General features: G+C 61.9%; 17 protein-coding genes. 10 read left to right on the forward strand and 7 right to left on the reverse strand.

Annotated elements, in window-relative coordinates:
* Window positions 1-12 precede the first annotated feature (12 nt).
* Entirely contained in the window at window positions 13-576 is a 564-nt protein-coding gene (locus MTX21_RS10415) for a hypothetical protein (protein WP_280964709.1), read from the reverse strand.
* A gap of 5 nt (window positions 577-581) precedes the next feature.
* Window positions 582-2,450 carry a type VI secretion system tip protein TssI/VgrG gene (gene tssI, locus MTX21_RS10420; protein ID WP_280964710.1) on the reverse strand — a complete coding sequence of 623 codons (1,869 nt, stop codon included), beginning with the start codon at window positions 2,448-2,450 and terminating at the stop codon, window positions 582-584.
* Window positions 2,451-2,798: 348 nt separating this feature from the next.
* On the opposite strand from tssI, the gene MTX21_RS10425 reads away from it, so the two are divergent.
* The 10 genes from MTX21_RS10425 to MTX21_RS10470 all read left to right on the forward strand — a co-directional run bounded on the left by MTX21_RS10425 (window position 2,799) and on the right by MTX21_RS10470 (window position 15,849).
* Window positions 2,799-4,112 (forward strand): type VI secretion system ImpA family N-terminal domain-containing protein, encoded by a 1,314-nt coding sequence (locus tag MTX21_RS10425; protein WP_280964711.1) that lies wholly within the window; start codon window positions 2,799-2,801, stop codon window positions 4,110-4,112.
* A gap of 124 nt (window positions 4,113-4,236) precedes the next feature.
* Window positions 4,237-4,758, forward strand: coding sequence for a type VI secretion system contractile sheath small subunit (gene tssB, locus MTX21_RS10430; protein ID WP_280964712.1), 522 nt, complete (start codon window positions 4,237-4,239; stop codon window positions 4,756-4,758).
* A gap of 17 nt (window positions 4,759-4,775) precedes the next feature.
* Window positions 4,776-6,278, forward strand: a complete 1,503-nt coding sequence (tssC, locus tag MTX21_RS10435) for a type VI secretion system contractile sheath large subunit (RefSeq protein ID WP_280964713.1) — start codon at window positions 4,776-4,778, stop codon at window positions 6,276-6,278.
* Window positions 6,279-6,328: 50 nt separating this feature from the next.
* Window positions 6,329-6,814, forward strand: a complete 486-nt coding sequence (locus MTX21_RS10440) for a type VI secretion system tube protein Hcp (RefSeq protein ID WP_280964714.1) — start codon at window positions 6,329-6,331, stop codon at window positions 6,812-6,814.
* Window positions 6,815-6,984: 170 nt separating this feature from the next.
* Complete coding sequence (gene tssE, locus MTX21_RS10445) at window positions 6,985-7,533, forward strand: type VI secretion system baseplate subunit TssE (protein ID WP_280964715.1); 549 nt, start codon at window positions 6,985-6,987, stop codon at window positions 7,531-7,533.
* Window position 7,534: 1 nt separating this feature from the next.
* Window positions 7,535-9,502, forward strand: coding sequence for a type VI secretion system baseplate subunit TssF (gene tssF, locus MTX21_RS10450; protein ID WP_280964716.1), 1,968 nt, complete (start codon window positions 7,535-7,537; stop codon window positions 9,500-9,502).
* Complete coding sequence (gene tssG / locus MTX21_RS10455) at window positions 9,466-10,530, forward strand: type VI secretion system baseplate subunit TssG (RefSeq protein ID WP_280964717.1); 1,065 nt, start codon at window positions 9,466-9,468, stop codon at window positions 10,528-10,530. Before tssF ends, tssG begins: the two co-directional genes overlap by 37 nt.
* Window positions 10,531-10,630: 100 nt before the next feature.
* The gene (gene tssH, locus MTX21_RS10460) at window positions 10,631-13,270 is read left to right on the forward strand and encodes a type VI secretion system ATPase TssH (protein ID WP_280964718.1); all 2,640 of its coding nucleotides are present in this window, start codon (window positions 10,631-10,633) and stop codon (window positions 13,268-13,270) included.
* Between the two features lie 5 nt (window positions 13,271-13,275).
* On the forward strand, window positions 13,276-14,862 hold the full coding sequence (locus tag MTX21_RS10465; RefSeq protein ID WP_280964719.1) for a methyltransferase regulatory domain-containing protein: 1,587 nt from the start codon (window positions 13,276-13,278) through the stop codon (window positions 14,860-14,862).
* A gap of 111 nt (window positions 14,863-14,973) precedes the next feature.
* Window positions 14,974-15,849, forward strand: a complete 876-nt coding sequence (locus MTX21_RS10470; protein WP_280964720.1) for a hypothetical protein — start codon at window positions 14,974-14,976, stop codon at window positions 15,847-15,849.
* Window positions 15,850-15,939: 90 nt separating this feature from the next.
* Here the strand turns inward: MTX21_RS10470 and glmS are convergent, their stop codons facing one another.
* The 5 genes from glmS to MTX21_RS10495 all read right to left on the reverse strand — a co-directional run bounded on the left by glmS (window position 15,940) and on the right by MTX21_RS10495 (window position 23,262).
* Complete coding sequence (glmS, locus tag MTX21_RS10475) at window positions 15,940-17,766, reverse strand: glutamine--fructose-6-phosphate transaminase (isomerizing) (protein WP_280964721.1); 1,827 nt, start codon at window positions 17,764-17,766, stop codon at window positions 15,940-15,942.
* Window positions 17,767-17,783: 17 nt separating this feature from the next.
* Window positions 17,784-18,698 (reverse strand): Crp/Fnr family transcriptional regulator, encoded by a 915-nt coding sequence (locus tag MTX21_RS10480; RefSeq protein ID WP_280964722.1) that lies wholly within the window; start codon window positions 18,696-18,698, stop codon window positions 17,784-17,786.
* Window positions 18,699-19,218: 520 nt separating this feature from the next.
* A complete protein-coding gene (locus MTX21_RS10485) occupies window positions 19,219-20,613 on the reverse strand; it encodes a polysaccharide biosynthesis/export family protein (protein ID WP_280964723.1) in 1,395 nt (464 codons plus the stop codon).
* A 210-nt stretch (window positions 20,614-20,823) separates the two neighbouring features.
* Window positions 20,824-22,206 (reverse strand): tetratricopeptide repeat protein, encoded by a 1,383-nt coding sequence (locus tag MTX21_RS10490; RefSeq protein WP_280964724.1) that lies wholly within the window; start codon window positions 22,204-22,206, stop codon window positions 20,824-20,826.
* Window positions 22,207-22,275: 69 nt separating this feature from the next.
* Window positions 22,276-23,262, reverse strand: coding sequence for a GDP-mannose 4,6-dehydratase (locus tag MTX21_RS10495; protein WP_280964725.1), 987 nt, complete (start codon window positions 23,260-23,262; stop codon window positions 22,276-22,278).
* Window positions 23,263-23,336: the final 74 nt, after the last annotated feature.

A 23,336-nucleotide genomic window follows, 5' to 3' on the forward strand; every position in this document is an offset into this window, starting at 1 on the left:
CACATCGTCCCGCTACCGTGAAGGACGCGGTTCACCGCGAGCTAATTGAATACCATCCTCCAGGCACGCCGTCATTATCCGGTCCCTCGAGTCGCGGGGGAGCCGGCAAAGGCCGATCAGCAGGGCTGCACGCACCGCCCGCGCGGTTTGATCGGGCTTGGCTTCGACCGGCGCGAACTCCGCCGGAACCACGCTTCCGCCGGACCAGCCGGCCGCCAGCGCCAGCCATGTCGCCGGCTGCTCGGGATCGTTGGCATTGCCGACGGCCAGGGCCTTGTTCCGGGATTGCTCCTCCGGTTGGCGGACCCAGGTCTCGGCGAAGTTAAGTGACCTGCTGTCGTTGGTGTCGAAATGGTCGAACATCCGTCGCAGCGAGCGACATCCCCAGGCAATGGCCACGCGCCTTGGGAGCAAATAAGCGCAGAAGGATACGGCCTGGTGCCAGTTGCGCGCGTCGGCGGCCTCCTGAAGGAAATCCAGCGAAGGCTTGTCGGCGTCGGCCTTGCCGACATCATAGCGCGCCATGGGATAGGCTTGAAGCAGATCCTGAACCGTGCCGAACCGAACCTGCGCCATAGCCGTCAGCCGACAAGGGTTGGAGTGCCGTGGGCGGCAAGCGGACCACCGGCTGAAAGCGCCATGGCGGCCTGCGCCGTCATGGCGATCGTCGGCGCGTTGATGACAATGCCCGCCGGGGTCAGGATGATCTGGCTGGGACCAACCTGCAGCGTGATGTTGGCATTGGCCATGAGCGTGATGCTGATGCCCGCATTCACAGACTGGTCCATGGCCAGCGTGATGTGCTGACCGCCCAATTCAATATCGAGCTTGTCATTGCCGTTCTTGAGCGTGGTCTTGCGGGTGTCGCCGCCGAATGCAGCTTCGCCGATGGTCCGTGTCTCGGTGTCGCGGACCGTCACGTCGTGGTCCTTCTCGGCATGCACCGTGATCTTCTCGGATCCCTTCTTGTCCTCGAAGTTCCACTCGTTGTAGCCGCTGCCACCTTTGGTGGAGTCCGACTTCAATCCCGCGATCGTCTTCTTCGACGGCAGATCGTAGGGCAGCTTGTATTCGTCATTGTACACGGTGCCGATCACCAGGGGCCGGTCCGGATCCCCTTCCAGGAATTCGACAACCACCTCCTGTCCGACGCGCGGAATGATCTGACCGCCCCAGCGCTTGCCAGACCAGACCTGGGCCACGCGCAACCGGCACGACCGCTTCTTCTTCCGATCCCAGAAAAAGCGGACATAGATTTCGCCCAGCGACTCGACGTCGATTTCCTCGCTCGAATTGTCGTCCTTGGTCACCACCTTGGCGGTCTGGATGCCGTTGATCCTCGGTTTCGGCGTCATCATCAGCGCTCGAAACGGCCGATCGCTGGGCAGAAACTCGTAGCTTCCGAAATAGACGTGTTGCCCGGCGTCGCTGGGACCACCAGTGCGGTAGGATTCGATCGAGAACGAATGCGTGGCCCGCACCACGAGATATTCGACGTTCTGCGAGTCCTTGGAGTGCTTTTCGAGCTTCGTCAGCCCACCGGGGAACAGGTTGACGGCGTCGCCGTTGCCGCGGCGCCGCCGATCCATCGCCTGCTCGGCCTGAAGCTGGATCTTCGCGTAGCGCTCACCGTCGGATTTTTCCTTGAACTTGCCGGGATAGTCGTAAAACTCCATCTCCGACCGCGTGTAATGCTCGGAGCTCTTGGCGTCACTGATCATCTGCGCGTTGGGCTTCTGATAGTTGTAATCGTTGAGCTCAATCTTCCCGGTGCGAAACCGGCGCTCCGAGACCCATTCGTAGATGTGCTGCTCCGCTCGACGGTCGGCTCCCGTCAGCGGGATGTACGGAATCGTGGCAAGACCGCTGATCGGGCTGTGCGACGATTTGGAGTCCGCCAACACCAGCGTGTGCTTGCCGCCCTCATGCTTGAAGAAGTAGTAGATGCCGTGCTGCTCCATCAGCCGGCAAACAAAGCTCAGGTCGGTCTCGCGGTACTGAACACAATATTCGAGCTTCGGACAGGAGCCCTCTTCGGTCAGCTTGGATTCATAGTCAGTGAAGCCGCGTTCGTTGAAGACTTCCTTGATGATGTCGGGCGCCTTCTTATCCTGAAAGATCCGGCAATCGGTGGTGCGCGACAACAGCCACAACCATGGCCTCAGGACAATCCGGTAGCTGAAATAGTCGTTCTTCACCCCGAGCCACTGGGCTTCCGTCAGAATGCCGCTGAACTCGCGCTCCTTCTCATGCAGCTTTATGGTCAGCGTGCACTGCTGACCGATCGCACGGTCGAAGTCGAGGTCGGCATCCTCGCTGAGACATTCGACACGATATTCGAAGAGTTCGCTGAGACCTTCCGAGCCCTCGAAGCCAACAAAAACCAGAACGTCCTTGCCGAGAGGCGTCTTGAGTTCGCAGAGGCGGGTATCTTGGGTAAGCTGGCCCATGTGGGCGTTAAACTCCCTCATCGCCCGCATGATCGGCTGCAAAGAGCAGATCAGGCGTCTTGCAAGAACCGCGGATATCCTGCCCGCCACTGGCAACGCCGGCAAGTCCGCCCCGGAGCCGGGCCTCCTGACGCACCACAGCAGCCGTCCAAAGAACCACCCGGGCCCTCAAGTAGTCGGCTCCAAAAGCTTGCCGGTTCACGCGAAAATGTCATGATCATCGGGAATGAACCGAGACCAGCAGGCGTCTGACCCATAAGGCAATCGGATCATGATCCCCCCTGCATGATCCGCCAGATGTCACGGGCTCGGCAGAGGGGCCATGGCCGAGCAGATGGACGATCTCGCATGCTTGATGTCGCCACCCTGACGCAGCCCATCGCCGCCGACGATCCCTGCGGGCCGGATCTCGACGCCATCGGAGACGTCCAATATCTCAACTTCTTCGCAGGTGCGGAATCCCTGCTGCCGATGTCGTTCTTCGAGGTCGTCAACGCCAACGGAGAGCGCGGACGCTTCGATCCGAAGGCGGTCGATTTTGCAGGCCAGTTCGCTGCCGCGCAGCCCCTTCTGGCACGCACCCGCGATCTGCGCCTGAACATGCTGCTGGCCAAGTTTTCCATCCTCAACCGCGATCTCGACGGCTTTCTGAGCTGCCTGAAGGCGACCAACCTGCTGCTGCGCGAGCAGTGGGAAGCGGTGCATCCGAGGGGTGAGGACGGCGACTACGCGCTTCGCGCCGTCACGGTCGAAGCCATCGACGTCTTTCCGACCGTGATCAACCCGCTCCAATTCCTTCCCCTGATCGAGAACCGCAGGCACGGCAGCCTCAACTACCGTGCCTATCAGGTTGCCAAGGGCGAAATACCCGCCGGTGACGCCGACGTCGATGGCCCCGATCTCGCGACCATCGAGCGCATCGTCGGCGAAACGGACCTGGACACTCTCAAGACCGTCAGCGCGCGGTGCTCAGCGGTCGCCGCTGAAGTCGCAGGCATCAAGGCGACCTGGCACGAAAAGTTGAACTCGGGGCAGCCCATCAGTCTCGACAGGCTGTCCGGCTTGGTGAACGGCATGGCTGCTTGGCTTGCGGGTCTCGTCACGGCGCGTGATCCGGCAGCAATCGTCGCGCCTGCGGAAGATGCCGCTCCGGTCGACGCACAAGCCGCGCCGGACACGACCGGCGCGCTGACTTCGCCGGCGCAGGCCTCCGCAGCACTTGCCGCGGCGGGCGACTATTTTGCCCGAATGGAACCATCCAATCCGGCGCTGCTGCTGGTGCGTCAGGCACAGGAGATGGTCGGCAAATCGTTCATCGAGGTGATGCGAATGCTGGTGCCCTCCCACGTGGAGAGCGCTGCGATCAACATTGGACGAGACAAAGTCTTCGACCTGCCGATCGAACGCATGGCGGAGCTCGCCACCTCGCTCTCATCCACGACCGAGGACAACACTCAAGATATTGTTTTTTCAGTAGAAAATAGAGCGCAGGCCTTGGGCCTGCTGACGAAGGTGGCGGCGTTCTTCCGAGCCGCGGAGCCATCCAGCCCTATCCCGCTCTTGGTCGATCGCGCGCGCGATCTCGCACAACGAGACTTCCTCAGCCTCTTAAACGACGTCTTGCCCGAGGGCGCGTTGAAGACAATCGACAAATCGCATTGAACCCGCGTTTCGCTCGAGGGGACTAACTGGACATAAGGGAGCTTTGCCGACCGCGAGTTGAAGCGCCTTATCAACCTGCGTCGTGCAAGTCGGCCTCTAAAGCGATTTCGTAAAGAGGGGAACCATGGCTACCGATAGCGGACAAAAATTCATTCGGCGAAACCGCGCACCGCGCGTGCACATCACATACGAAGACCCTTACGACGCCGAGCGGCTAATCGAACTGCCGTTCGTCATGGGGGTCCTCTCGGACCTTTCCGGCAACAACCCCGGCGTCGAGAAGACGAAAGTCGAGGAACGCAAATTCCTCGAGTTCGACATGGACAACTTCGACAGCCGCATGGCGGCGATCCAGCCCGGCGTGACGGCGCGCGTCGCCAATCGCCTCAGCGAAGGGTCCGACGATAAAATCTCCGTCAACCTGCGCTTCAACAAGATGTCCGACTTCACCCCCGTCGCGGTGGCCCGGCAGGTGCCGGCTACGGCCAAGCTGCTCGAGGCGCGCGAACGGCTCGCCAATCTGCTGCGCTATATGGATGGCAAGGTGGCCGCCGAGGATCAGCTCAAGAAACTTCTCGCCGATCCTCAACTGATGGCCGCGCTGCGGGAGCGCGCCCAGTCTACTGAACCCGACACCGAGAGCTAAGGGAAGGAACGGGGACCATGGCAAAAGAAGCTGTCCATAAAGAGCCCACCACCCAGGTCGGGACCGTCGAAGCTGATGAGTTTGCTGCTCTGCTGAAGCAAAGCTTCAAGCCGCGCACTGAACGTGCAGCGACCGAAGTCGAGAACGCGGTATCCACGCTCGTTCAAGAAGCTTTGAAGGATACCAGCGTTATCAAGTCGGACGTGCTCGACACCATCGAGGAGATGATCGCGCGGATCGACCAGAAGCTGACCGCGCAGATGAATGAGATACTTCACGCACCTGAGTTCCAGGCGATCGAAAGTGCCTGGCGCGGCCTGCACTACCTCGTTTTCAATTCCGAGACGGACGCCAACCTCAAGATCCGGGTGATGAACGTCTCCAAGAACGAGCTGTATCGCAATCTGCGGCTCTACCCCGATGCGCGCTGGGATCAGAGTCCGCTGTTCAAGCAGATCTACGAGTACGAATTCGGCCAGTTGGGCGGCGAGCCGTTCGGCTGCCTGATCGGCGACTATTACTTCAGCCACCTTCCCACCGACGTGCAGTTGTTGCGCGATCTCAGCAAGATCGCCGGCGCCGCCCACGCGCCCTTCTTCAGCGGCGCCGAGCCGACGCTGATGGGAATGGACTCGTGGACCGAGCTCTCCAACCCTCGTGACATCGGCAAGGTCTTCGACACGCCGGAATATGCGGCGTGGAAGGGACTGCGTGATCAGGACGACTCGCGCTATCTCGGCCTGTGCATGCCGCGCGTGCTGGGTCGCCTCCCCTACGGCGCGAAATCGGAGCCCGTGGAAGAGTTCGCCTTCGAAGAGGAGACGGATGGGCACACCGGCGACAAATACGGCTGGATCAACGCCTCCTATGCGATGGCGGTCAACATCAACCGCGCCTTCAAGGAGTTCGGCTGGTGCACGCGCATCCGCGGTGTACAGTCCGGTGGCGAGGTCATCAACCTGCCGACGCACACATTCCCGACCGACGACGGTGGCGTCGATCTGAAATGCCCGACCGAGATCGCCATCAGCGATCGCCGTGAGCACGAACTTGCAAAGGCGGGCCTGATCCCGCTGATCCATCGCAAGAACACCGACAAGGCCGCCTTCATCGGCGCCCAGTCGCTCTATAAGCCGAAGAAGTATTTCGGCGAGAAGGGCGTGGATGCAACCGCGTCCGACAACCTGTCGTCACGTCTGCCCTACATGTTCGCAGTGTCCCGCTTTGCGCACTATCTGAAGTGCATGGTTCGCGACAAGATCGGATCCATGAAGGAGAAGGATGAGCTGACGGTCTGGCTGCAGACCTGGATCAACGAGTACGTTGATGCCAACCCAGCCCTGTCGTCAGAAGCTCAGAAAGCGCGCAAGCCGCTGGCCGCTGCGAAGGTTGAGGTCATAGCAAACGAGGAGAACCCGGGATATTACAACGCGCGCTTCTTTCTCCGTCCACACTTTCAGTTGGAAGCGATGGATGTCGGCCTCAGTCTGGTTTCGCGCCTGCCTGGCCCCAGCTCCTGACGTTGCATCATCGCAACCGCAAACATGCATAATTTTGAGAGGACTATGCTATGGCTGTCGACATCTTCTTGAAACTCGACCCGATCAAAGGCGAGTCGTTGGACGACAAGCACAAGGACGAAATCGATATTTTGAGCTGGTCTTTCGGCGAGAGCCAGACCGGCACTTTCCACAGCGGCTCGGGCGGCGGCGCCGGCAAAGTCAGCGTGCAGGATCTCCACTTCACGCACTTCGTCGACAAGGCCACGCCGGAGCTTTTCAAGGTCTGCGCGAACGGCAAGCATATCGATAGCGCGATCCTGACGGTCCGCAAGGCCGGCGAAAACCCGCTCGAATATCTCAAGGTCGAGATGAAGAACGTTCTGGTCACCAGCGTGTCGACCGGCGGATCGCACGGCGAAGATCGCCTCACCGAGAACGTGAGCCTGAACTTCCAGAAGGTGAAGATGATCTACAAGACCCAAACGGAAAAAGGCGCTGCCGGCGCGTCGCCGACCTTCGGCTGGGACGTTGCAGCCAACAAGGAATGGGCCTGATTGTCGGCTCCTCGCCTGGCGCCGGTTGCGAATAGCGGGAACCGGCGCCAAGCGGTGCGATTGCGATCGCACCTGTCGGCCGGCCCGACCGCCTGCTGACACGACGTCAAGTTGGACGCCAATGGGCGTCCCCGGAATTGTATGCGGGTTGGGCGTCACGGGGACCGCAAATGAGCATTACACCAAAGAGGGATCGGCTCTGCCCCCCATTGATGCTGGCCTTTCGTTCGGCTCATGAAGCGCGCGATGCGCGCAAGAAGCTCAATCTGCGCGATGAGTTCGGCGAGCGGGTCATTGCCGGGCGGCGCAGCGCAGGCCGTTTTCCGATCTCCGAAACGTTGCTTCGGCGCGAAGTCTCCCATGACATTGAATCGCTCCTCAATACCATTGCTCTGGAATCGACCCTGGACCTGAGCGGCCGGAATTGCGTCCGAACATCGATCCTGAACTATGGCTTCCCCGATATCGCGCACCGTTCGATCGACGAGGTCACGGACGACGAGCTCAACGACGCGCTACGCGCGACGCTGACGACGTACGAACCAAGGCTCGATCGCAAGACGATCCGGGTCCGCCGCGACGGCTCTGTCGGCCCCGAGCAGCTCAAGCTGCGCTTCATCGTTCACGCCGACCTGAAGGCCGAGCCGCTCAACGTTCCCGTGGAATTCGTCGCCGATGTCGACCTCGACAGCGGCGATATCCAGATCAACCGACTTTAACATGAACCGCGAATTCCTGGACTTCTACAATCGTGAACTGTCACTGCTGTACGAGCAGGCAGGAGATTTCGCCGAAGAATATCCTGGCATCGCAGAGCGCCTTGGCGGCCTGATCCGGGATCGCTCGGATCCGATGATCACGGGGCTGCTGGAGGGTGCCGCGTTTCTCGCTGCCCGCGTTCAGCTCAAGCTCAAGCACGAATTCCCGGAATTCACCGCAAACCTGCTCGAGCAACTGGTTCCGAACTACCTTGCCCCCACCCCTTCCGCCATGCTCGTCACGGCACGCCCGCCCTATGCCGACCCGGCGCTGCGCGACGGAAGGAAGATCGCGCGCGGCGCCTATTTCGATGCCACCTACCGCGAGAGAGAACGAAGCCTTTCCTGCCGATTTCGACTTTGCCGCGAAATCGTACTTTGGCCGTTTGACGTCACCGGCGCGGAATACTTCTCCACGGCGGGCGCGCTGCAGGCGCTCGGGATTCCGGTCGGCGGCGACGTCATCGCCGGGCTCAGGCTATCACTGACCCATCGTACCGCAGCCCGGATCGACGAAGAACTGCCTGACGCAGAGGCCCGGACCAAGCCGGAAACCTGGTTTGCGGGTTGCCGCGTGAGCGAACTCCCGATCTACCTGTCCGGCGCGGAATCCGACGCCATCGCGCTTTACGAGCAATTGATCTCGAATTGCAGGGGCGTCTACTTCCGCCATCTCGACGACTTCGGCGATCCGGTGGTCACTCGCGCGCCCCAGGACTGCGTGCAGCAAGTCGGCTTCGACGAGAACGAGTCACTATTTCCCAACGACAATCGGATCTTTCGGGGCTCGGAGCTGCTACGGGAATATTTCGTGTTTCCACGCAAGTTCCTTGGCATCAACCTGACCGGACTTCGCGGCCTGATGCCACGGCTGCGCAGCAAGTCGATCGATATCGTCTTCGCCTTCGATGAACACAATTCGCGGCTTGCCGCCTCGGTGCGTCCCGATACCTTCAAGCTCTATACTGCGCCTGCGATCAACCTGTTCGAGAAGACGAGTGACCGTATCCCTGTCAAGTCGAATACCCACGAGTATCATGTGGTGCCCGATCGCAGCCGCTATCTCGAATACGAGCCGCACCAGGTGCTCGAAGTCTATGCGCATTTTCCGGCGGAAAAAGACAAGCGGCCGGTGCGCTCGCTGTATTCGGCCGCCGTCGAACGGACCAGCGGATCGGTCGAAGGGCTCTATTTCACCGTCCGCCGGTTGCCCCGCCGCCGCACTGTAGAGGAGACGACGTACGGCACATCCTCCGACTACACCGGGACGGACATGTTCCTGTCACTGCTCGAGCCCGGTGAACTGAGTGGCGAAGGCTCCGTCGCCGAACTCAGCGTCCGGGCGCTGTGCTCCAACCGGCATCTCACCGAGCACTTGCCGGTCGGCCAGGGCGGCGCCGACTTCCGCCTGCTGGACGACACCTCTCTTGATTTGATCTGCGTCGCTGGTCCCACCCGTCCACGCGAGCCGGTGGTGGCCCAGCTACGCAGCCGCAACGAGATCGCCAACAGCGGAATCGTCAGTTGGCGGCTGATCAACATGTTGAGCCTGAACTATCTTGGTCTGGTCGAGCGCGGTGGCGGCAAGAACGCCGGCGCGCTGCGCGAGATGCTGTCCTTGTTCGCCGATCAGTTCGACGACGCCACGGAACGCAAGATCCGCGGCGTACGCAGCATAGAAAGCCGTCCCGTCGTACGGCGGGTGCGCGAGCGCACCGGTAGCGGCGCTGCGCGCGGCCTGGAGATCACCGTTACGCTCGACGAGAAAGCATTCGAGGGCAGCGGTGTGTTCTTGCTCAGCGCCGTGCTGGAGCGCTTCTTCGCCGAATACTCGGGCTTCAACACCTTCACCCAGACGGTCATCTCAACACCGGAGCGTGGCGAGATCATGCGGTGGCCGCCTCGCATGGGCACGCGGAGACCGCTGTGACGCTGATCGAGCAGATGAAGGCCGAGCCCTGGCGGTTCGATTTCTTTCACACGCTGCGCCAGCTCGAGCGGGCCAATCCGGATCGACCGCGGATCGGTGACAGCGCCGCACGCCGCGAGGAGTATGTCGACCTCGGCCAGGTTCCTTATCTGGAATTTCCCGCGTCCAACCTCGCGGCGGTCGACGGCCAGGATGGCCGGCTGAGGATACTGGTCAAATTTCTGGGCCTGCTGGGCCCTCAGGGCGCGCTGCCGCTCGCCACCACCGATGAAAGCCTCGGCTGGTGGCTGATGCGGGACGACGCCTTCCCGCGCTTTCTCGACCTCCTCAATGGGCGCTTCCTGCAGCTTTTCTTTCGCGCCTGGGCCGACGCGCGGCCGATCGCGCAGCATGACCGGCCGGCGGAGGATCGCTTCATCGCCTATGTCGGCTCCTTCGCCGGGTTGGGATCCGACGTTTTCGCCAATCGAGATACCGTACCGGACATGGCGAAGCTCAGCTTCGCCGGACTGGTCGCGCCCAGGGCAAAGTGTGCGTCACGGCTGACGCGGTTGCTGCAGGGGCTGTTCGACGTCACGGTTGAGATCGACGAATTTGTCGGCACGTGGCTCTCGTTCGACCCGAGTCACTGCAGCCGGCTCGGCGGGAGCCATGCCAGGCTCGGCCGGGACGCTCTTCTGGGCTCACGCGTGTTCAGCGTCGAGGACAAGATCAGGGTTCGACTCTTCGTCAAGAATTTTGCCCAGTACGAGCAATTCCTACCGACGGAAACGCGCAACTTGTCGGAGCCACTGGCGGACGCCGTGTTCTTCTATATCGGCGACGAATTGGAATGGGAGGTGGAACTCGCCATCCCAGCGGGAGAGGTCGTCCCGGTCAGGCTCGGACAGAGCGGACGACTCGGATGGACCACATGGGTGTCGCCCAACTGGACCTCTACCGAAGAATATCGCCGCGATGCGCGCTTTCAGCTCGGCGAGCGCTTGAGGGCCCGTCGGAGCAGCGCTGCCGATGCCGCGGCGATTTGAACCTATCCGCCGCGCCGATCGTCCTAACACTATGGGATTCGCGGCAAAATCTCCGCTTGATGCCGGGCATCCACGGAGCAAGTGAGCAGGAGGGGCCGCTGTGACCGACATCAGCCTTGAAGCCGTAACAGGCAAACTGAACCGGGCCGGCTATGATGCCTTCATACAGGCCCTGCGCCACGCCAAGAGCGCCGGTAACCGCAACGTCGAGCTTGCGCACTGGCTGTTTCATATCCTGCAGCAGGAACGCAACGACCTCAGCCTCTCGGTCGATCACTATAAGCTCGACCGGGCACGCTTGTTGTCGGACCTCGCCGGCGTCATCAATGGCTTTCGCAAGAACGAAACCGACATGCCGGGCGTCGCCAATTCGGTCATCGATCTCCTCGATCGGGGCTGGCACTATGCGACGCTCTTCTTCGGCGAAACCCAGATCCGCACCGGCCATCTGTTGGTGGCAGGCCTGAAATCGAACGATATCCGTCGCACGCTGAACAACATCTCGCAGGAGTTCGCCAAGGTCAACGTCGACGCACTGGCCGCGGAGCGTCGCGCCGTCTGGGCCGGCTCCGACGAGGAGACCATGCGGCCGATGGACGGCTCGGGATTGGTCGGCGCCGGCACGGAAGGTGCGGACAAGGCGGGTCCCAAGGGGACGACACCGCTCGACCGGTTCTCCCAGGATCTCACCGCCAAGGCCAAATCAGGCCAGATGGATCCGATCCTCGGTCGCGATGAGGAAATCCGCCAACTGATCGACGTGCTGATGCGCCGGCGGCAGAACAATCCAATCCTCACCGGCGAGGCCGGCGTCGGCAAGACGGCCGTGGTCGAGGGCTTCGCCCAGCGCATCGCCGCGGGCGACGTTCCGCCACCTCTGCGCAACGTAAGGCTCTGCGCGCTTGACATCGGCCTGATGCAGGCCGGCGCCTCCATGAAGGGCGAATTCGAGCAGCGCTTGCGCTCGGTGATCGATGAGGTCCAGAGCTCACCCACTCCCACTATCCTGTTCATAGACGAAGCCCACACGCTGATAGGCGCCGGCGGCGCGGCCGGCACCGGGGACGCCGCCAATCTCCTGAAACCTCCCCTCGCCCGTGGCACGCTGCGCACGATCGCCGCCACCACATGGGCAGAGTATCGCCAGTATATCGAGAAGGACCCCGCGCTTACGCGGCGCTTCCAGCCGATCCAAATCGATGAACCCGATGTCGACACCTGCTGCACCATGCTGCGCGGACTTCTCGGTCCGATGGAGAAGCACCACGGAGTCCGCATCTCGGATGCTGCAATCGTTGCAGCAGTCAACCTTTCGCACCGCTACATTCCATCGCGACAGTTGCCGGACAAGGCGGTCAGCCTGCTCGACACTGCCTCGGCGCGCGTGGCCATCAGCCAGAGCGCGACGCCAGCCCTGATCGAGGATACCCGCGTCGCGATTGCCGCTCGAGAGGCGGAAAGATCAGCGCTAGTGAGCGATGGCGATCTGGGGGTCGAGGACAGCGAGCGCATTGTCGCGATCGACGGCGACATCGCAGCACTGAAGGAAAGGTTGACGAGCCTCGAGACCGATTGGGCCGCAGAGCAGAAGCTCGTCAAGGACATCCGCAGCATTCGCGAGATCCTGACCGAACCCGAGGAAGGCGAGGATCCGGCTGCCAAGCGCGCCGAGCTGCGCGGCAAGTTCGAGACGCTGGAAAGCATCAATCCGGAAAAGCGGATGGTCTATGCCCATGTGGACCAGCAGTCGGTAGCGTCCGTCGTATCTGACTGGACCGGCATCCCGGTCGGGCGGATGATGCGCGACGAGATCGAAACCGTGCTGAAGCTGCCGGAGATCCTCAACCGCCGCGTCGTCGGCCAGTCCCATGGGCTGACGATGATCGCCAAGCGAATTGAGACCAGCCGCGCCAAGCTGGACAACCCGTCGAAGCCGATCGGCGTGTTCATGCTGGCCGGACCGTCCGGGGTGGGCAAAACTGAAACCGCCCTGGCGCTTGCCGAGACCCTCTACGGCGGCGAGCAGAACATGATCACGATCAACATGTCGGAATTCCAGGAGGCACACACCGTCTCAACCCTGAAGGGTGCACCTCCCGGCTATGTCGGCTATGGCGAAGGCGGTCGTCTCACCGAGGCGGTCCGGCGCAAGCCCTACAGCGTGATCCTGCTCGACGAGGTCGAGAAGGCCCATCCCGACGTCCACGAGATTTTCTTCCAGGTGTTCGACAAGGGAACCATGGAAGACGGTAACGGGCGGCGGATCGACTTCAAGAACACCTTGATCATTCTGACCACCAACGTCGGGACTGATCTGATCATGGGCCTGTCGCGCGATCCAAAGTATCGCAACGAGCCGGAGGAGCTCGCCAGGATGCTGAGACCGGAATTGCTGAAGGTGTTTCCAGCGGCGCTGCTCGGACGCATCGTCTCGATTCCGTACTTCCCGCTATCGGACGAGATGCTCGCCGGGATCGTCCGGCTGCAGCTCGACCGGATCGGGCGGCGTCTGCGTGACAATCACAATGCGGCCTTCAGCTACGACGATGCGGTCGTGGAGCACATTGTGTCGCGTTGCAACGATCCGGATTCCGGCGGGCGCATGATCGACAACATCATCACCAACACCCTGCTGCCGGAGCTGTCCCGCGAATTTCTCAGCAAATCGCTTGCCAAGGAGGAAATCAAGCAGGCCCGGGTCTCGATCGAGGACCACAAATTCGCATATTCGTGGACCTGAGGACGATGAACATTCAAACCGAGCATCGCCAGCCGATCACCGGCCCCACACCATACGACGAGGTCTTCTACCCCGGCCACGTTTACGGGCTCACTCACCCCAACCACCTCGCAACCATTGCCGCCGTTTACGGCATGCAACCGGCTCCGGTCGAGCGCTGCCGGGTTCTGGAGCTCGGCTGCGGCGTTGGCGGCAATCTATTGCCGATGGCCTTTCAATATCCGGACAGCGAATTCATCGGCGTCGACCTGAGCGGCGTGACGATCGAGCGCGGCCAGCGAAATATCGCCACATTGGGCGTGAGTAACATCAAGCTCCTGCATTGCGACATCATGAATGTCGACGCAAGTTTCGGGCAGTTCGACTACATCATCGCCCACGGCGTGTATTCATGGGTGCCGCCGGCGGTGCGCGAGAAGATGATGACGATCTTCAAGCACAACCTGGCGCCGCGGGGGGTCTGCTACGTCAGCTACAACGCGCACCCATTCTCGCATCTTCGCGACATGGTCCGCGACATGATGCGGTATCACACCCGCCACCTCACCGGCATGAAGGAGAAGGTAGGACAGGCCCGCGCCATCCTGAAGTTCCTGAGCGAGGGCTCGAAGGCAAATTCGGTGCACGGTGCGGTCATGCGCGACCAGTGCAATCGCGTTCTCAAGGCCCCCGACGAGCTGTTGTTTCACGACGATCTCGACGAGGGCGCCGAGGCCTTCCTGCTGCATGAAGTCGTCGACGATGCAGGCCGCCATGGCCTGCAATATCTGAGCGACGCTGATTTCTCGCGACGCTATCTCGCCGGCTATTCCGAGGAGGTCCGCGCGACGCTGCAGCGCTTCCCGGAGAGTGAGTTCATGGCGCGCGATCAGTATCAGGATTTTATCGACGGTAACGGCTTTCGGCGTACCTTGCTCTGCCACGACAGCATTTCGCTGTCCCGTCAGATCGACCTTGATTTCGTCACCCGGTTCCATTTGCTGAGCACCACAAGCCCGGTTGATCCCGACGCCTGCGTGACCGACGATTCTGCGATGGAGTTCGAGAACCAGGACGGCAGCAGGATCACGGTGACCAATCCGCTCCTGAAAGCCGCGCATCTGTGCCTCGGCCGGGCCTGGCCCCGTGCATTGTCATTTGACGAACTGCTCGAGGGCGCCCGCATGCTGCTGGGCGGCCGGCGCGCGGACGATGATCAACGGGTGCTGACGGAGGCGATGTTCATCCTGGCTTGCAGCGGCGAAGTCTCCTTCCTGGGATCACGGCCCTTTCTGCTGAAAGAAGCTACCGACCGTCCGCAAGCGAGCCTGCTCGCGCGAAGACAGGCGCAAACTGGTCCGCTGGTCACCAACCTCCTCCACCAGACAGTGCAGCTAGAGGACGATCGGACCCGACATTTCCTGCAACTGCTCGATGGAGCCCGGACCATCGATCAGATCATTGCCGAAATGACTGAAAGATTTGGCCCAACCACCCGGATCGTCCAGACCGATAGTGCCGGGCAGCCTGCCGAGCCGTTGCTGTTGTCGACCCGACAGAGCGTCGAACGTTCGCTTGCGATGGTTGGCAAGCTCGGGTTGTTGATTGCCTGATGCGCTCTGCTGGCCGAGGAGCCATCCAGTGCGAATGAGGGCCGGCATTGAACCCGGACACGTCAGGGCTACACCAATCGGAGACGACGTTTGACTCGGAGGCGGCCCGCGATGACCACCAACCCGACGACGACCGATACTTACCGGAAGATCGCGGCGCGGCTAACCATGTTTCGGCCGCAGATCGATCTGACGCAGTATTTCGCGGGGCCAAACCCGGATGTGCGCCTTTACGACGAGAAGCCCTACATCCGACACCAACTCGAGAAGTACGGTGTCGCTGCCGCGACGAACACGCTCGACGGCGTCACCTTCCTGCCGAGGGACTGGGAAGACCTGATCAAGAAGTTGCGCATTGCCAAGACGACGGACGGGTTCGACGCCTTCGCCGAAGGGCAAAGCCCGGAGAAACAGTCGCATTGGGCCCTCGATTTGTCGATGGCTGCGACGATCGGCAAGGGGTTTCGGGAAATCTGGCGCCCAACGCTCTCCGAGAGACCACTCTCAACGCGAGACCTCCCAGGCCGGCACGGCTTCGGCCTTGGACGCGACCGCGGGCAATGGAGCGACGCCTACAGTTCGCAATTCGGCAAGGACCCGCAACCGCAAGACATCACCTCGCTGCATTTCGCGGTAGCACCCGATCGGGTGAACGTTCACATCGACGAAACGGGCTTCGTGTTCGAGGGCGTCGACGGTGAGCTCACGGTCGGACCGAACTTCGCGCACCACGCCGGCAATGAACTGTTCTGGAAGAGCAACCCGCATCTGCCGCGTTGGGCGGCCGAACACATCGACCTGATCCTGCCGAACAGCGCGAATGACTTTTCGCGCGTGGGAATTTCGGTCGACATGTACCAGCGCAAGGACTTGCGCGTCACGGTCACCGGCTCCTGCGGGATTTTCGGCGGGTTCGAGTGCTCGGGAACGGTGAGCATCAGCGGGACGCACGACCTGCTCGGCTCGAAACCGAGGGGCGCGCGCTAAAGAGCATCGGCAGTTTCGACCTTTCAAACCGTTGGCGGCACGCCGAAGGACTACGAATGATGCGTGCCGCCTCCCTCTCCTTCGCGCAATCTATTCAACCGTCACGGACTTCGCGAGATTGCGCGGCTGGTCGACGTCGGTTCCCCTAACGACCGCGGTGTGATAGGCCAAGAGCTGCAGCGGTACGGCAAAGACCAGTGGCGCCACGATCTGCGGCACGTCCGGTAACTCGAGCACCGACCAGGCGTCTGGTGGCGCCAGCGAGGCGCCTCTCTGATCGGTCAGCAGGATGATGCGGCCGCCTCGGGCAATCACTTCCTGCATGTTCGACATGGTCTTCTCGAACGTCATGTCGCCCGGCGCGATCACGATCACTGGCAGGTCCTTGTCGATCAGCGCGATCGGCCCGTGCTTGAGCTCGCCGGCCGCATAGCCCTCTGCATGGATGTAGGTTATTTCCTTGAGCTTAAGCGCGCCTTCCATGGCAAGGGGATAATTGGTCCCGCGGCCTATGAACAGGGCGTCACGGGAAGCGGAGATCTTGCGCGCGAGTTGGCCGATTTTCGGTTCCAACTCGAGTGCGCGCGTCACATAGCGCGGAATATCAGCGAGCGCCCCGACCAGCAACTTCTCGTCTTCGGCCGCGAGCACGCCTCGATCGCGGCCGGCCGCGATTGCGATGCAGGCCAGCGTCGCGAGCTGGCAGGTGAACGCCTTGGTGGATGCGACCCCGATTTCCGGGCCGGCCAGCGTCGGCAATACGATCTGGCTGGCACGGGCCATGGTCGAGGTTTGCACGTTGACGACTGAAAGTACGCGCTGACCATGCGTCTTGGCGAATTCCAGGGAGGCAAGCGTATCGGCCGTCTCGCCGGATTGCGATACGAAGATCGCCAGATTGCCCGCACCGAACGGTACGTCCCGATAGCGGAATTCGGACGCGATATCGATTTCAACCGGCAGCTTGGCGTAGCGCTCAAACCAGTACCTCGCGATCAGCCCAGCATAGAAGGCCGTGCCGCAGGCCGTGATCGACACGCGGTTGATCTCGCGGAAATCGAGATCGGAGTGCTCCGGCAGCCGGATCGTGCCGTCCGAAGCATCGATGTATTGCGCGAGCGTCTGTCCGAGCACCTTCGGCTGCTCGTGAATCTCCTTGGCCATGAAGTGGCGATGCTCGCCCTTGTGAACGACCACTGCCGAACCGACTATCCTGGCCGGCGTGCGCTGCAGGTGCTTGCCTTTCACGTTGAGAAATTCGATTCCTTCTCGTGTAATCACCGCAAGATCGCCGTCCTCCAGGTAACTGATCATGTCGGTCAGAGGCGCGAGCGCGATCGCGTCGGAGCCGAGGAACATTTCGCCGTGCCCGTAGCCAACGGCAAGCGGCGAGCCCTTTCGCGCGCCGACCAGGAGATTGTCGTGCCCCTCAAACAGGAATGCTAGGGCGAACGCGCCGTTCAGCCGCGGCAATGCCTTGCGTACTGCTCCGACCGGATCGCATCCGTTTTTCAGTTCGCGACTAACGAGATGCACAACCACCTCGGAATCAGTCTCGGTGGCAAAATGCGCTCCGGCCTCCTTGAGTTCGTGGCGCAACTCACGATGGTTCTCGATGATCCCGTTGTGAACGACCGCGACGCCGTCGGCGGCATGCGGATGCGCGTTGTTCTCATTGGGACGGCCGTGTGTGGCCCAGCGGGTGTGACCGATGCCGATCCGCCCGATGAGGGGCTCCGATGCAAGCCGGCTCTCGAGATTGACAAGCTTGCCAACCGCGCGACGACGCGTCAGCAAACCGCCTTCGAGGGTCGCAATACCAGCAGAATCATATCCGCGGTACTCAAGCCGCTTCAACGCGTCCAGAATAGGCGCAGTAGCCGGGCCCTGCCCGACGAAACCGACGATTCCACACATGATCTATCTCCGACGATCTACAATCCGCCGCGCGAAGAGTACGGGTATCTCGCGGGCGATCGCGCCAATCCGGCGACTGTCAGCGCCAGGGGAGCGACGCTGTGATCTTCGTCTGCAGGCGCCGGCGTGCTTGCTTCCGCATGGCGCTCAAGGCCGAACTCCTCCCGGCCCGCGCGCTTCTCGAACATCGCCGACAACAGAGATGCGAGAGGAGATTTCTTCTTCAGCGCATCAATATCGACGACGCGGATCGCGTGCCTGCTCTCTCGCTCGATCAGGCCGCTGTCACAGAACCTCATCATCGTGCGGCTCAACGTGTCGCAGTTGATCACGAGGTAGTTGGCAATGTCGGTACGCGACATCGGAAGCTCGACCGACACACCGCGCGAATCCTTGCGAATAAATCTCAGCGCGAGAGCCAAAAGGAACGAGGCAACGCGCTGCTCCGTCTCAAGACGACCTATCAGCAATTGATGAATGTTGGCACGTGCCATTTGATTGTGGCACTGCGTGACCAGGAACGTCCAGTAATCATGCGACGGCACGACCCGATTGACGGGAGGCGGATCCAGGGACACCAGCGATGCGCTCGTGATCGCTCGTAGCGACACGCCGGGCGCGGGAAGAACCGTCGCGGCCGACAGCACGTCGCCGGCGACGAGAAAGTCCAGCACCTGCAGCTTTCCCTTTGCCGGCATTGCGTCGATTGCCAGCATGCCCTCCCGCAGCACCACCACCTTCCCCGGCGGGGGAAGCGGAACGCGCTGCTGAGAGCGGAGGTGCAGGCAGTCACCATCCGCACAGATGTCTTCGATAAATCCTGCAAGCTCGGATTCGTTGAGCGACCGGTTGGCGGTGGACGAACACTGCTGCGTTGGAGAGAGATGCGTCGGGGAAATTGCTTCAATAAATGGCTTGCGCCGGGGGATCATTGCGGAACCCTCTTGGGGAGCCTTGGCGCTGACGTCGCGTCAGCGACGAGTGCTCGAAAAATAAATGAATGGATAAACACTATAGTAGAGTGCCGAGTGTAGCACGCTCAGCCGTCGATTGTATGGTCATGAGTGGGTACCTCATGCGCCGCATCTCACATCGAGAATATCCTTTGGGGGTAGCCCCAAATCGCGACGATAGCGGTCATGCGCTTGTCACGCTGATGCCGCGACACATGCCGACATGGCGACCGCGACGTCCAGGCACAATCGCGACCAAGGCTGCGAGATCGCTCTCGTAGAACGTAGAGCAAATTGTCCGATTGCATACACGGGCAGCCAACAAAAACCGAGCGCTCCTCCTCGGGAAGAGCGCTCGACGTGCCGACCGACGCTTCGGCGTCAGTGCCGAGGTATTGAGCGACGATGCCCAGCCACCATGCCTTGACGCACCTCATTCATCGCAGCCTAACCCATTGCGCGCATCAAGTGCAGGACAAGCTCACGCCTGGAAATGCTCTTACCGTTCGTTCAGCGTGTACGTGCGGTTCTGAGGAGGCTCGGACTGCGGTGCGGGACCGAGCAGGCTCGGCGAGACCGCAGACGTCGTCTTCGCGATCACCTTGAGCACGTCGCCAGGCATCAACGATGACGTCTCGGTCGCCTGGAACGTCTGGGGGCCTTCCCTGGACTGACGCACGATCTCGTAGCCTTCCGCCTGCGCTACGCTGCTCGTTCTCTGAAGGACGGTCGCAAGCGCCTTGGCCGACGTCATGGTTTCTTGAGCCGCCGTGATCTCCCTGTCGATGGCCGCAATCGCCTTCGCAAGGTTCGCCGCGTCCTCCGAAGACAGTCGCGGACCGGCTTCCTCCGCGTCCGCAAGCCGCGTCTCGGCCTGTGCGATCTCCACGAGATAGTCTTGCCGGCGCGCTTCGATGTCGGACAATTCCGTACGTAACGTGACGACGTTATTGCTCGTCACCCAGCCCTTATCCTTGAGCTTTTGCAAGTCGCTGAGACGCTCGAGCCGCATGTCCCGCTGGGCATCGGCCTGCTCGAGCTTGCGTCGCAGCGCTTCCACCTCGTTGCGGACGGAGTCCGCTTTGGAAGCGACCTCCCGAACCTGCTGCATGCGCCTGGCTTGTTCGGCGCGAAGAATGGTGTTTTCGGTGGCGATGAACGTCTTGGCGACCGCCTCCTCGCCGCCCAGCGAGGCCAGTTGAACTGGAACCGACAGCGACGATGCGCCATCGCGCTCCGCTTCGAGCCGTGCACGACGGACCAGCAACTGCTTGACCTGAACGGTCGCGCTGCGCAACCGCTCCATCTCCCGCACGCCCTCGATCACGCTGGTCAGATTGCTCTCGCCACGGTCGAGTCCGCCGGCGAGCGCGACTGCATGGAGCACGATCATGCCGGGCACGTGCTTGTAGGAGCCGGGATTCTTGACCGCACCGAGCACGTAGACCGGCGCGCGCTCCGCGATCTTGACCTCGATATTTGCGCTGCGGCCCATCATCGACATGAACGAGACCGCGATATCGGCCCGCAGCTCTTCAAGCCCGCGTCCCTGGACCGCGAAGCGTCCAAGCATCGGGATCGAAATCGCGCCGTCCGGCTCGACGGTGTAGTCGCCGCCGAGATCCGTACGCTGATAGAAGGTTCGCAATACGCCCTGCGGTTCGCTCTTGTCGCGGCTGCCCTGCTTCGCAGCTCCGACATCGATCGTTTCGTAGAACGAGATCTTGAGCTTGTCGCCAATCTCAAGCGATGGCTCACCTGGCGACGCGGTCCTGGCGGCATCGGGGGTGCTTCGCTGAGCCGGACTCGGTGGACTCGTTTGACCGAGGACCACGCCACCCGCCATGGCGACGGCGACCAGAACTGTAGCGCAACTTCTGACGATCGCGAGCATCGGACTGCTCCATTCCTGCAGTGGCCCAGCAACCTCCTGGGTCTCCGACATCGCATCTACCCGTCACACGCGAGCAACTCAGCACGGAGACACGGGCTGTGGCCACGCGTCAGACTGACGGGTTGCGAGCGGCAAAGCGAGTGCAAAACTCTGACCTGCATCAGCAACGATGGAGGCGCACGCAAACGTGCCCAAGCGGTACATAACGCGCTACCTTGGATTACGCCCATCCGCTTGATACTTGATGGAATTCCAAATCCTGTCGTGGACCCTCACGCGCCCCTGTTTGACCGCTTCATCGGCGAACTGGGGAAGCAATTCGGGAGGCAGACGTCCCTCGCTCCACAGCGTCGTCAAGTGCGTCACCACCTCGGCATCGGTCTCGACGCGGTGCAGCATCGCAAGCCAGTCGGCCGCCCGTTCGGCCGGAAGCTGCGCCGGGTCAACCCGGATCAGGAACCAGCGTGCCAACTCACTGTTGCCTTCGAACAATGACAGCTCTGCAGCAAACAGCGGTCGCGTGAGCAGCGCCTCGGTGGACAGGAAGGGCCGGATCGCAGCCAAGGCAGGCTTGCCGAACGCATTTGCCACTTCCTCGGCCAGCACACTCTGCGCAATCGGATCGGTGCCGCTACGCGCAAGCTGCGCGATCTTCGTCAGCGGTGCACCGACATTGCCGACCGCAGCCGACGCCTGAACGAACGCGCGTAATTGCTGCCCGCTGGGCTTCGACATGCGATCGCCCCAGCGCAGCAGCATCCGCTGCGCAAGGTCCCTGCGTCCCTTGCTGGCGAGGTAATTGATCATTCCCGGCGTGTCGTCCGGCATCAGCTCTGCACAGTCCGATGCCAGTTCGGACGCGCCTGTATTGAGGCCAGATCGCGCAAGTCTGAGGATCAGCTTCCCGCACAGGAAGGGGCTACGCCAGGCTTTCGTCCAGGCCCGTACGCGTTCGATGGCACGGGCGTTCTCCTTGGCCTCGATCAGCAGCTCGAGCAGCAAGAGACGCCCGGCGCTGGCTTCGGCCGGCGCCCGTTGATCCGCCAATTCCAGCCACTCGCGCCCCTCGCGCCAATCCCCGCGTTCGGCGAGCATCGTTCCCAGCCGCTCGAGCTGAGATTCCTCCAGCATCCCCTTGCGCGCATAGGTCTGCAACGTTGACAGCTCGTCTTCGTGCCGTCCGTCCAGACGAAGAAGCGCGACAAGCCGGGCGACACTTGCCGGAGAGGGCTGCGCCGCGACCAGGCGCGCCTGAACGTCGAGATAGCGATCCCTTGCCCCACTCAGCAGCAGGAGCTGTGCCTCGCTCTGCAGCGCCGCCACATCGTTCGGACGCACCGACAGATACGCATCAAGCGCTTCGGCTGCACGCGGCAGGTCGCCGAGCGCCGCGCGGGAGCGGCCAAGCGCCGCCAGCGGTTCCGGATCCCCGGGAGCGTCCGCCGACTGGCGCTCGAGCAGCGCAATCGCTTCCTCATGTCGCCCCTCGCTGGCGAGCACGGCGGTATGTTCTTCGCGCCGGGGCAACAACACGACGGCGGCGACAACGAGTGCGACAACCACCATGAGAATGAATTGTCGCGAGGTCTTCATGTCGACACCTCATACGTCGCGTGTCGCCACCCGGGGCAGACGGTCGTGCATCGCAGCACGGTCAGGAACTTACCTGACATAGCTCCCCACTTGGCTGCTCAGCGAATGCGTGCGGAAAAATGCAATCGTCCGCTGCAGGCCTTCATCGAGCGATACCGTGGGCGTCCAGCCCATGACTTCCCGCGCCCGCGTGTTATCCGAAACCAGCTTCATGACCTCGCTCAGTGCCGGACGCAACCGCGCGTCGTCCTGGACGAGCCGTTTCTGGACGCCCATCAGCTTGAGGATCCGTTCGGCGAACCAGCCGACCGAGTAGGTCCTGCCGGTGCCGAGATTGATCGTCATACCTTCAAGTCCCTGGGTTGTGCCTGCCGCCATGAAGCCGGCGACCGTGTCGCTGACGAGCGTCATGTCCCTTTCGGGAGTGAGCGAGCCGAGCCGGATCTCGTCGCGCTCGAGTGCCTGCGAAATGATGGTCGGAACGAATGCGCGGGCGCTCTGGCGAGGCCCGAACGTGTTGAAGGGCCGCACCGTCGTGACCGGCGTCCCGAACGACCGGTAGTAGCTCTCCGCCAGCTTGTCGGCGGCGATCTTCGTCGCCGAGTACGGTGATTGTCCCTGCAACGGGTGGTTCTCGTCGATCGGCGTCCTGAGTGCGGTGCCGTAGACTTCGGAGGTACTGGTATGCACCACCCGCTCGGTGCCGTAGCGCCGGGCGGCCTCCAGCACGTTCAACGTGCCTTCGACGTTGGTGCGCACGTAACTGCGCGGCGCCTCATAGGAATAGGGGATGGCGATCAGCGCGGCTAGGTGGAATACAGTATCCTGCCCCTCGACAACCCGGTTGACGAAGTCGCTGTCCTCCACATTCCCGCTGACGATCCGTATCGCGTCGCGGGTCTTCGCATCGAGAAACGCGAGATTGCCGATCGACGACGAGGAATTGTATCGAACCATGGCAGTCGTGATCGCCCCCGCCTGAGCGAGCGCTTCGGTCAAATGACTGCCGATAAAGCCGCCCGCACCAGTTACCAGAACTTTCTTACCTTTCCACATCGTTTACCTCCGCTCCAGAAATCGCATACGTGATGAAAAGTTTTCGGAAGAGCCGGCAATCGAGCTGCCGGATG

This window comes from Bradyrhizobium sp. ISRA430, from assembly GCF_029909975.1.
Lineage (GTDB): Bacteria > Pseudomonadota > Alphaproteobacteria > Rhizobiales > Xanthobacteraceae > Bradyrhizobium.

Bases quoted from the DNA above. Each gene is read 5' to 3' on its own strand.
- tssI (WP_280964710.1), bottom strand. From the start codon at position 2,450: ATGGGCCAGCTTACCCAAGATACCCGCCTCTGCGAACTCAAGACGCCT.
- MTX21_RS10480 (WP_280964722.1), bottom strand. From the start codon at position 18,698: ATGATCCCCCGGCGCAAGCCATTTATTGAAGCAATTTCCCCGACGCAT.
- tssB (WP_280964712.1), top strand. From the start codon at position 4,237: ATGGCTACCGATAGCGGACAAAAATTCATTCGGCGAAACCGCGCACCG.
- MTX21_RS10465 (WP_280964719.1), top strand. From the start codon at position 13,276: ATGAACATTCAAACCGAGCATCGCCAGCCGATCACCGGCCCCACACCA.
- MTX21_RS10485 (WP_280964723.1), bottom strand. From the start codon at position 20,613: ATGCTCGCGATCGTCAGAAGTTGCGCTACAGTTCTGGTCGCCGTCGCC.
- MTX21_RS10495 (WP_280964725.1), bottom strand. From the start codon at position 23,262: ATGTGGAAAGGTAAGAAAGTTCTGGTAACTGGTGCGGGCGGCTTTATC.
- MTX21_RS10470 (WP_280964720.1), top strand. From the start codon at position 14,974: ATGACCACCAACCCGACGACGACCGATACTTACCGGAAGATCGCGGCG.
- glmS (WP_280964721.1), bottom strand. From the start codon at position 17,766: ATGTGTGGAATCGTCGGTTTCGTCGGGCAGGGCCCGGCTACTGCGCCT.
- tssF (WP_280964716.1), top strand. From the start codon at position 7,535: ATGAACCGCGAATTCCTGGACTTCTACAATCGTGAACTGTCACTGCTG.
- MTX21_RS10415 (WP_280964709.1), bottom strand. From the start codon at position 576: ATGGCGCAGGTTCGGTTCGGCACGGTTCAGGATCTGCTTCAAGCCTAT.
- tssC (WP_280964713.1), top strand. From the start codon at position 4,776: ATGGCAAAAGAAGCTGTCCATAAAGAGCCCACCACCCAGGTCGGGACC.
- MTX21_RS10490 (WP_280964724.1), bottom strand. From the start codon at position 22,206: ATGAAGACCTCGCGACAATTCATTCTCATGGTGGTTGTCGCACTCGTT.
- MTX21_RS10440 (WP_280964714.1), top strand. From the start codon at position 6,329: ATGGCTGTCGACATCTTCTTGAAACTCGACCCGATCAAAGGCGAGTCG.
- tssE (WP_280964715.1), top strand. From the start codon at position 6,985: ATGAGCATTACACCAAAGAGGGATCGGCTCTGCCCCCCATTGATGCTG.
- MTX21_RS10425 (WP_280964711.1), top strand. From the start codon at position 2,799: ATGCTTGATGTCGCCACCCTGACGCAGCCCATCGCCGCCGACGATCCC.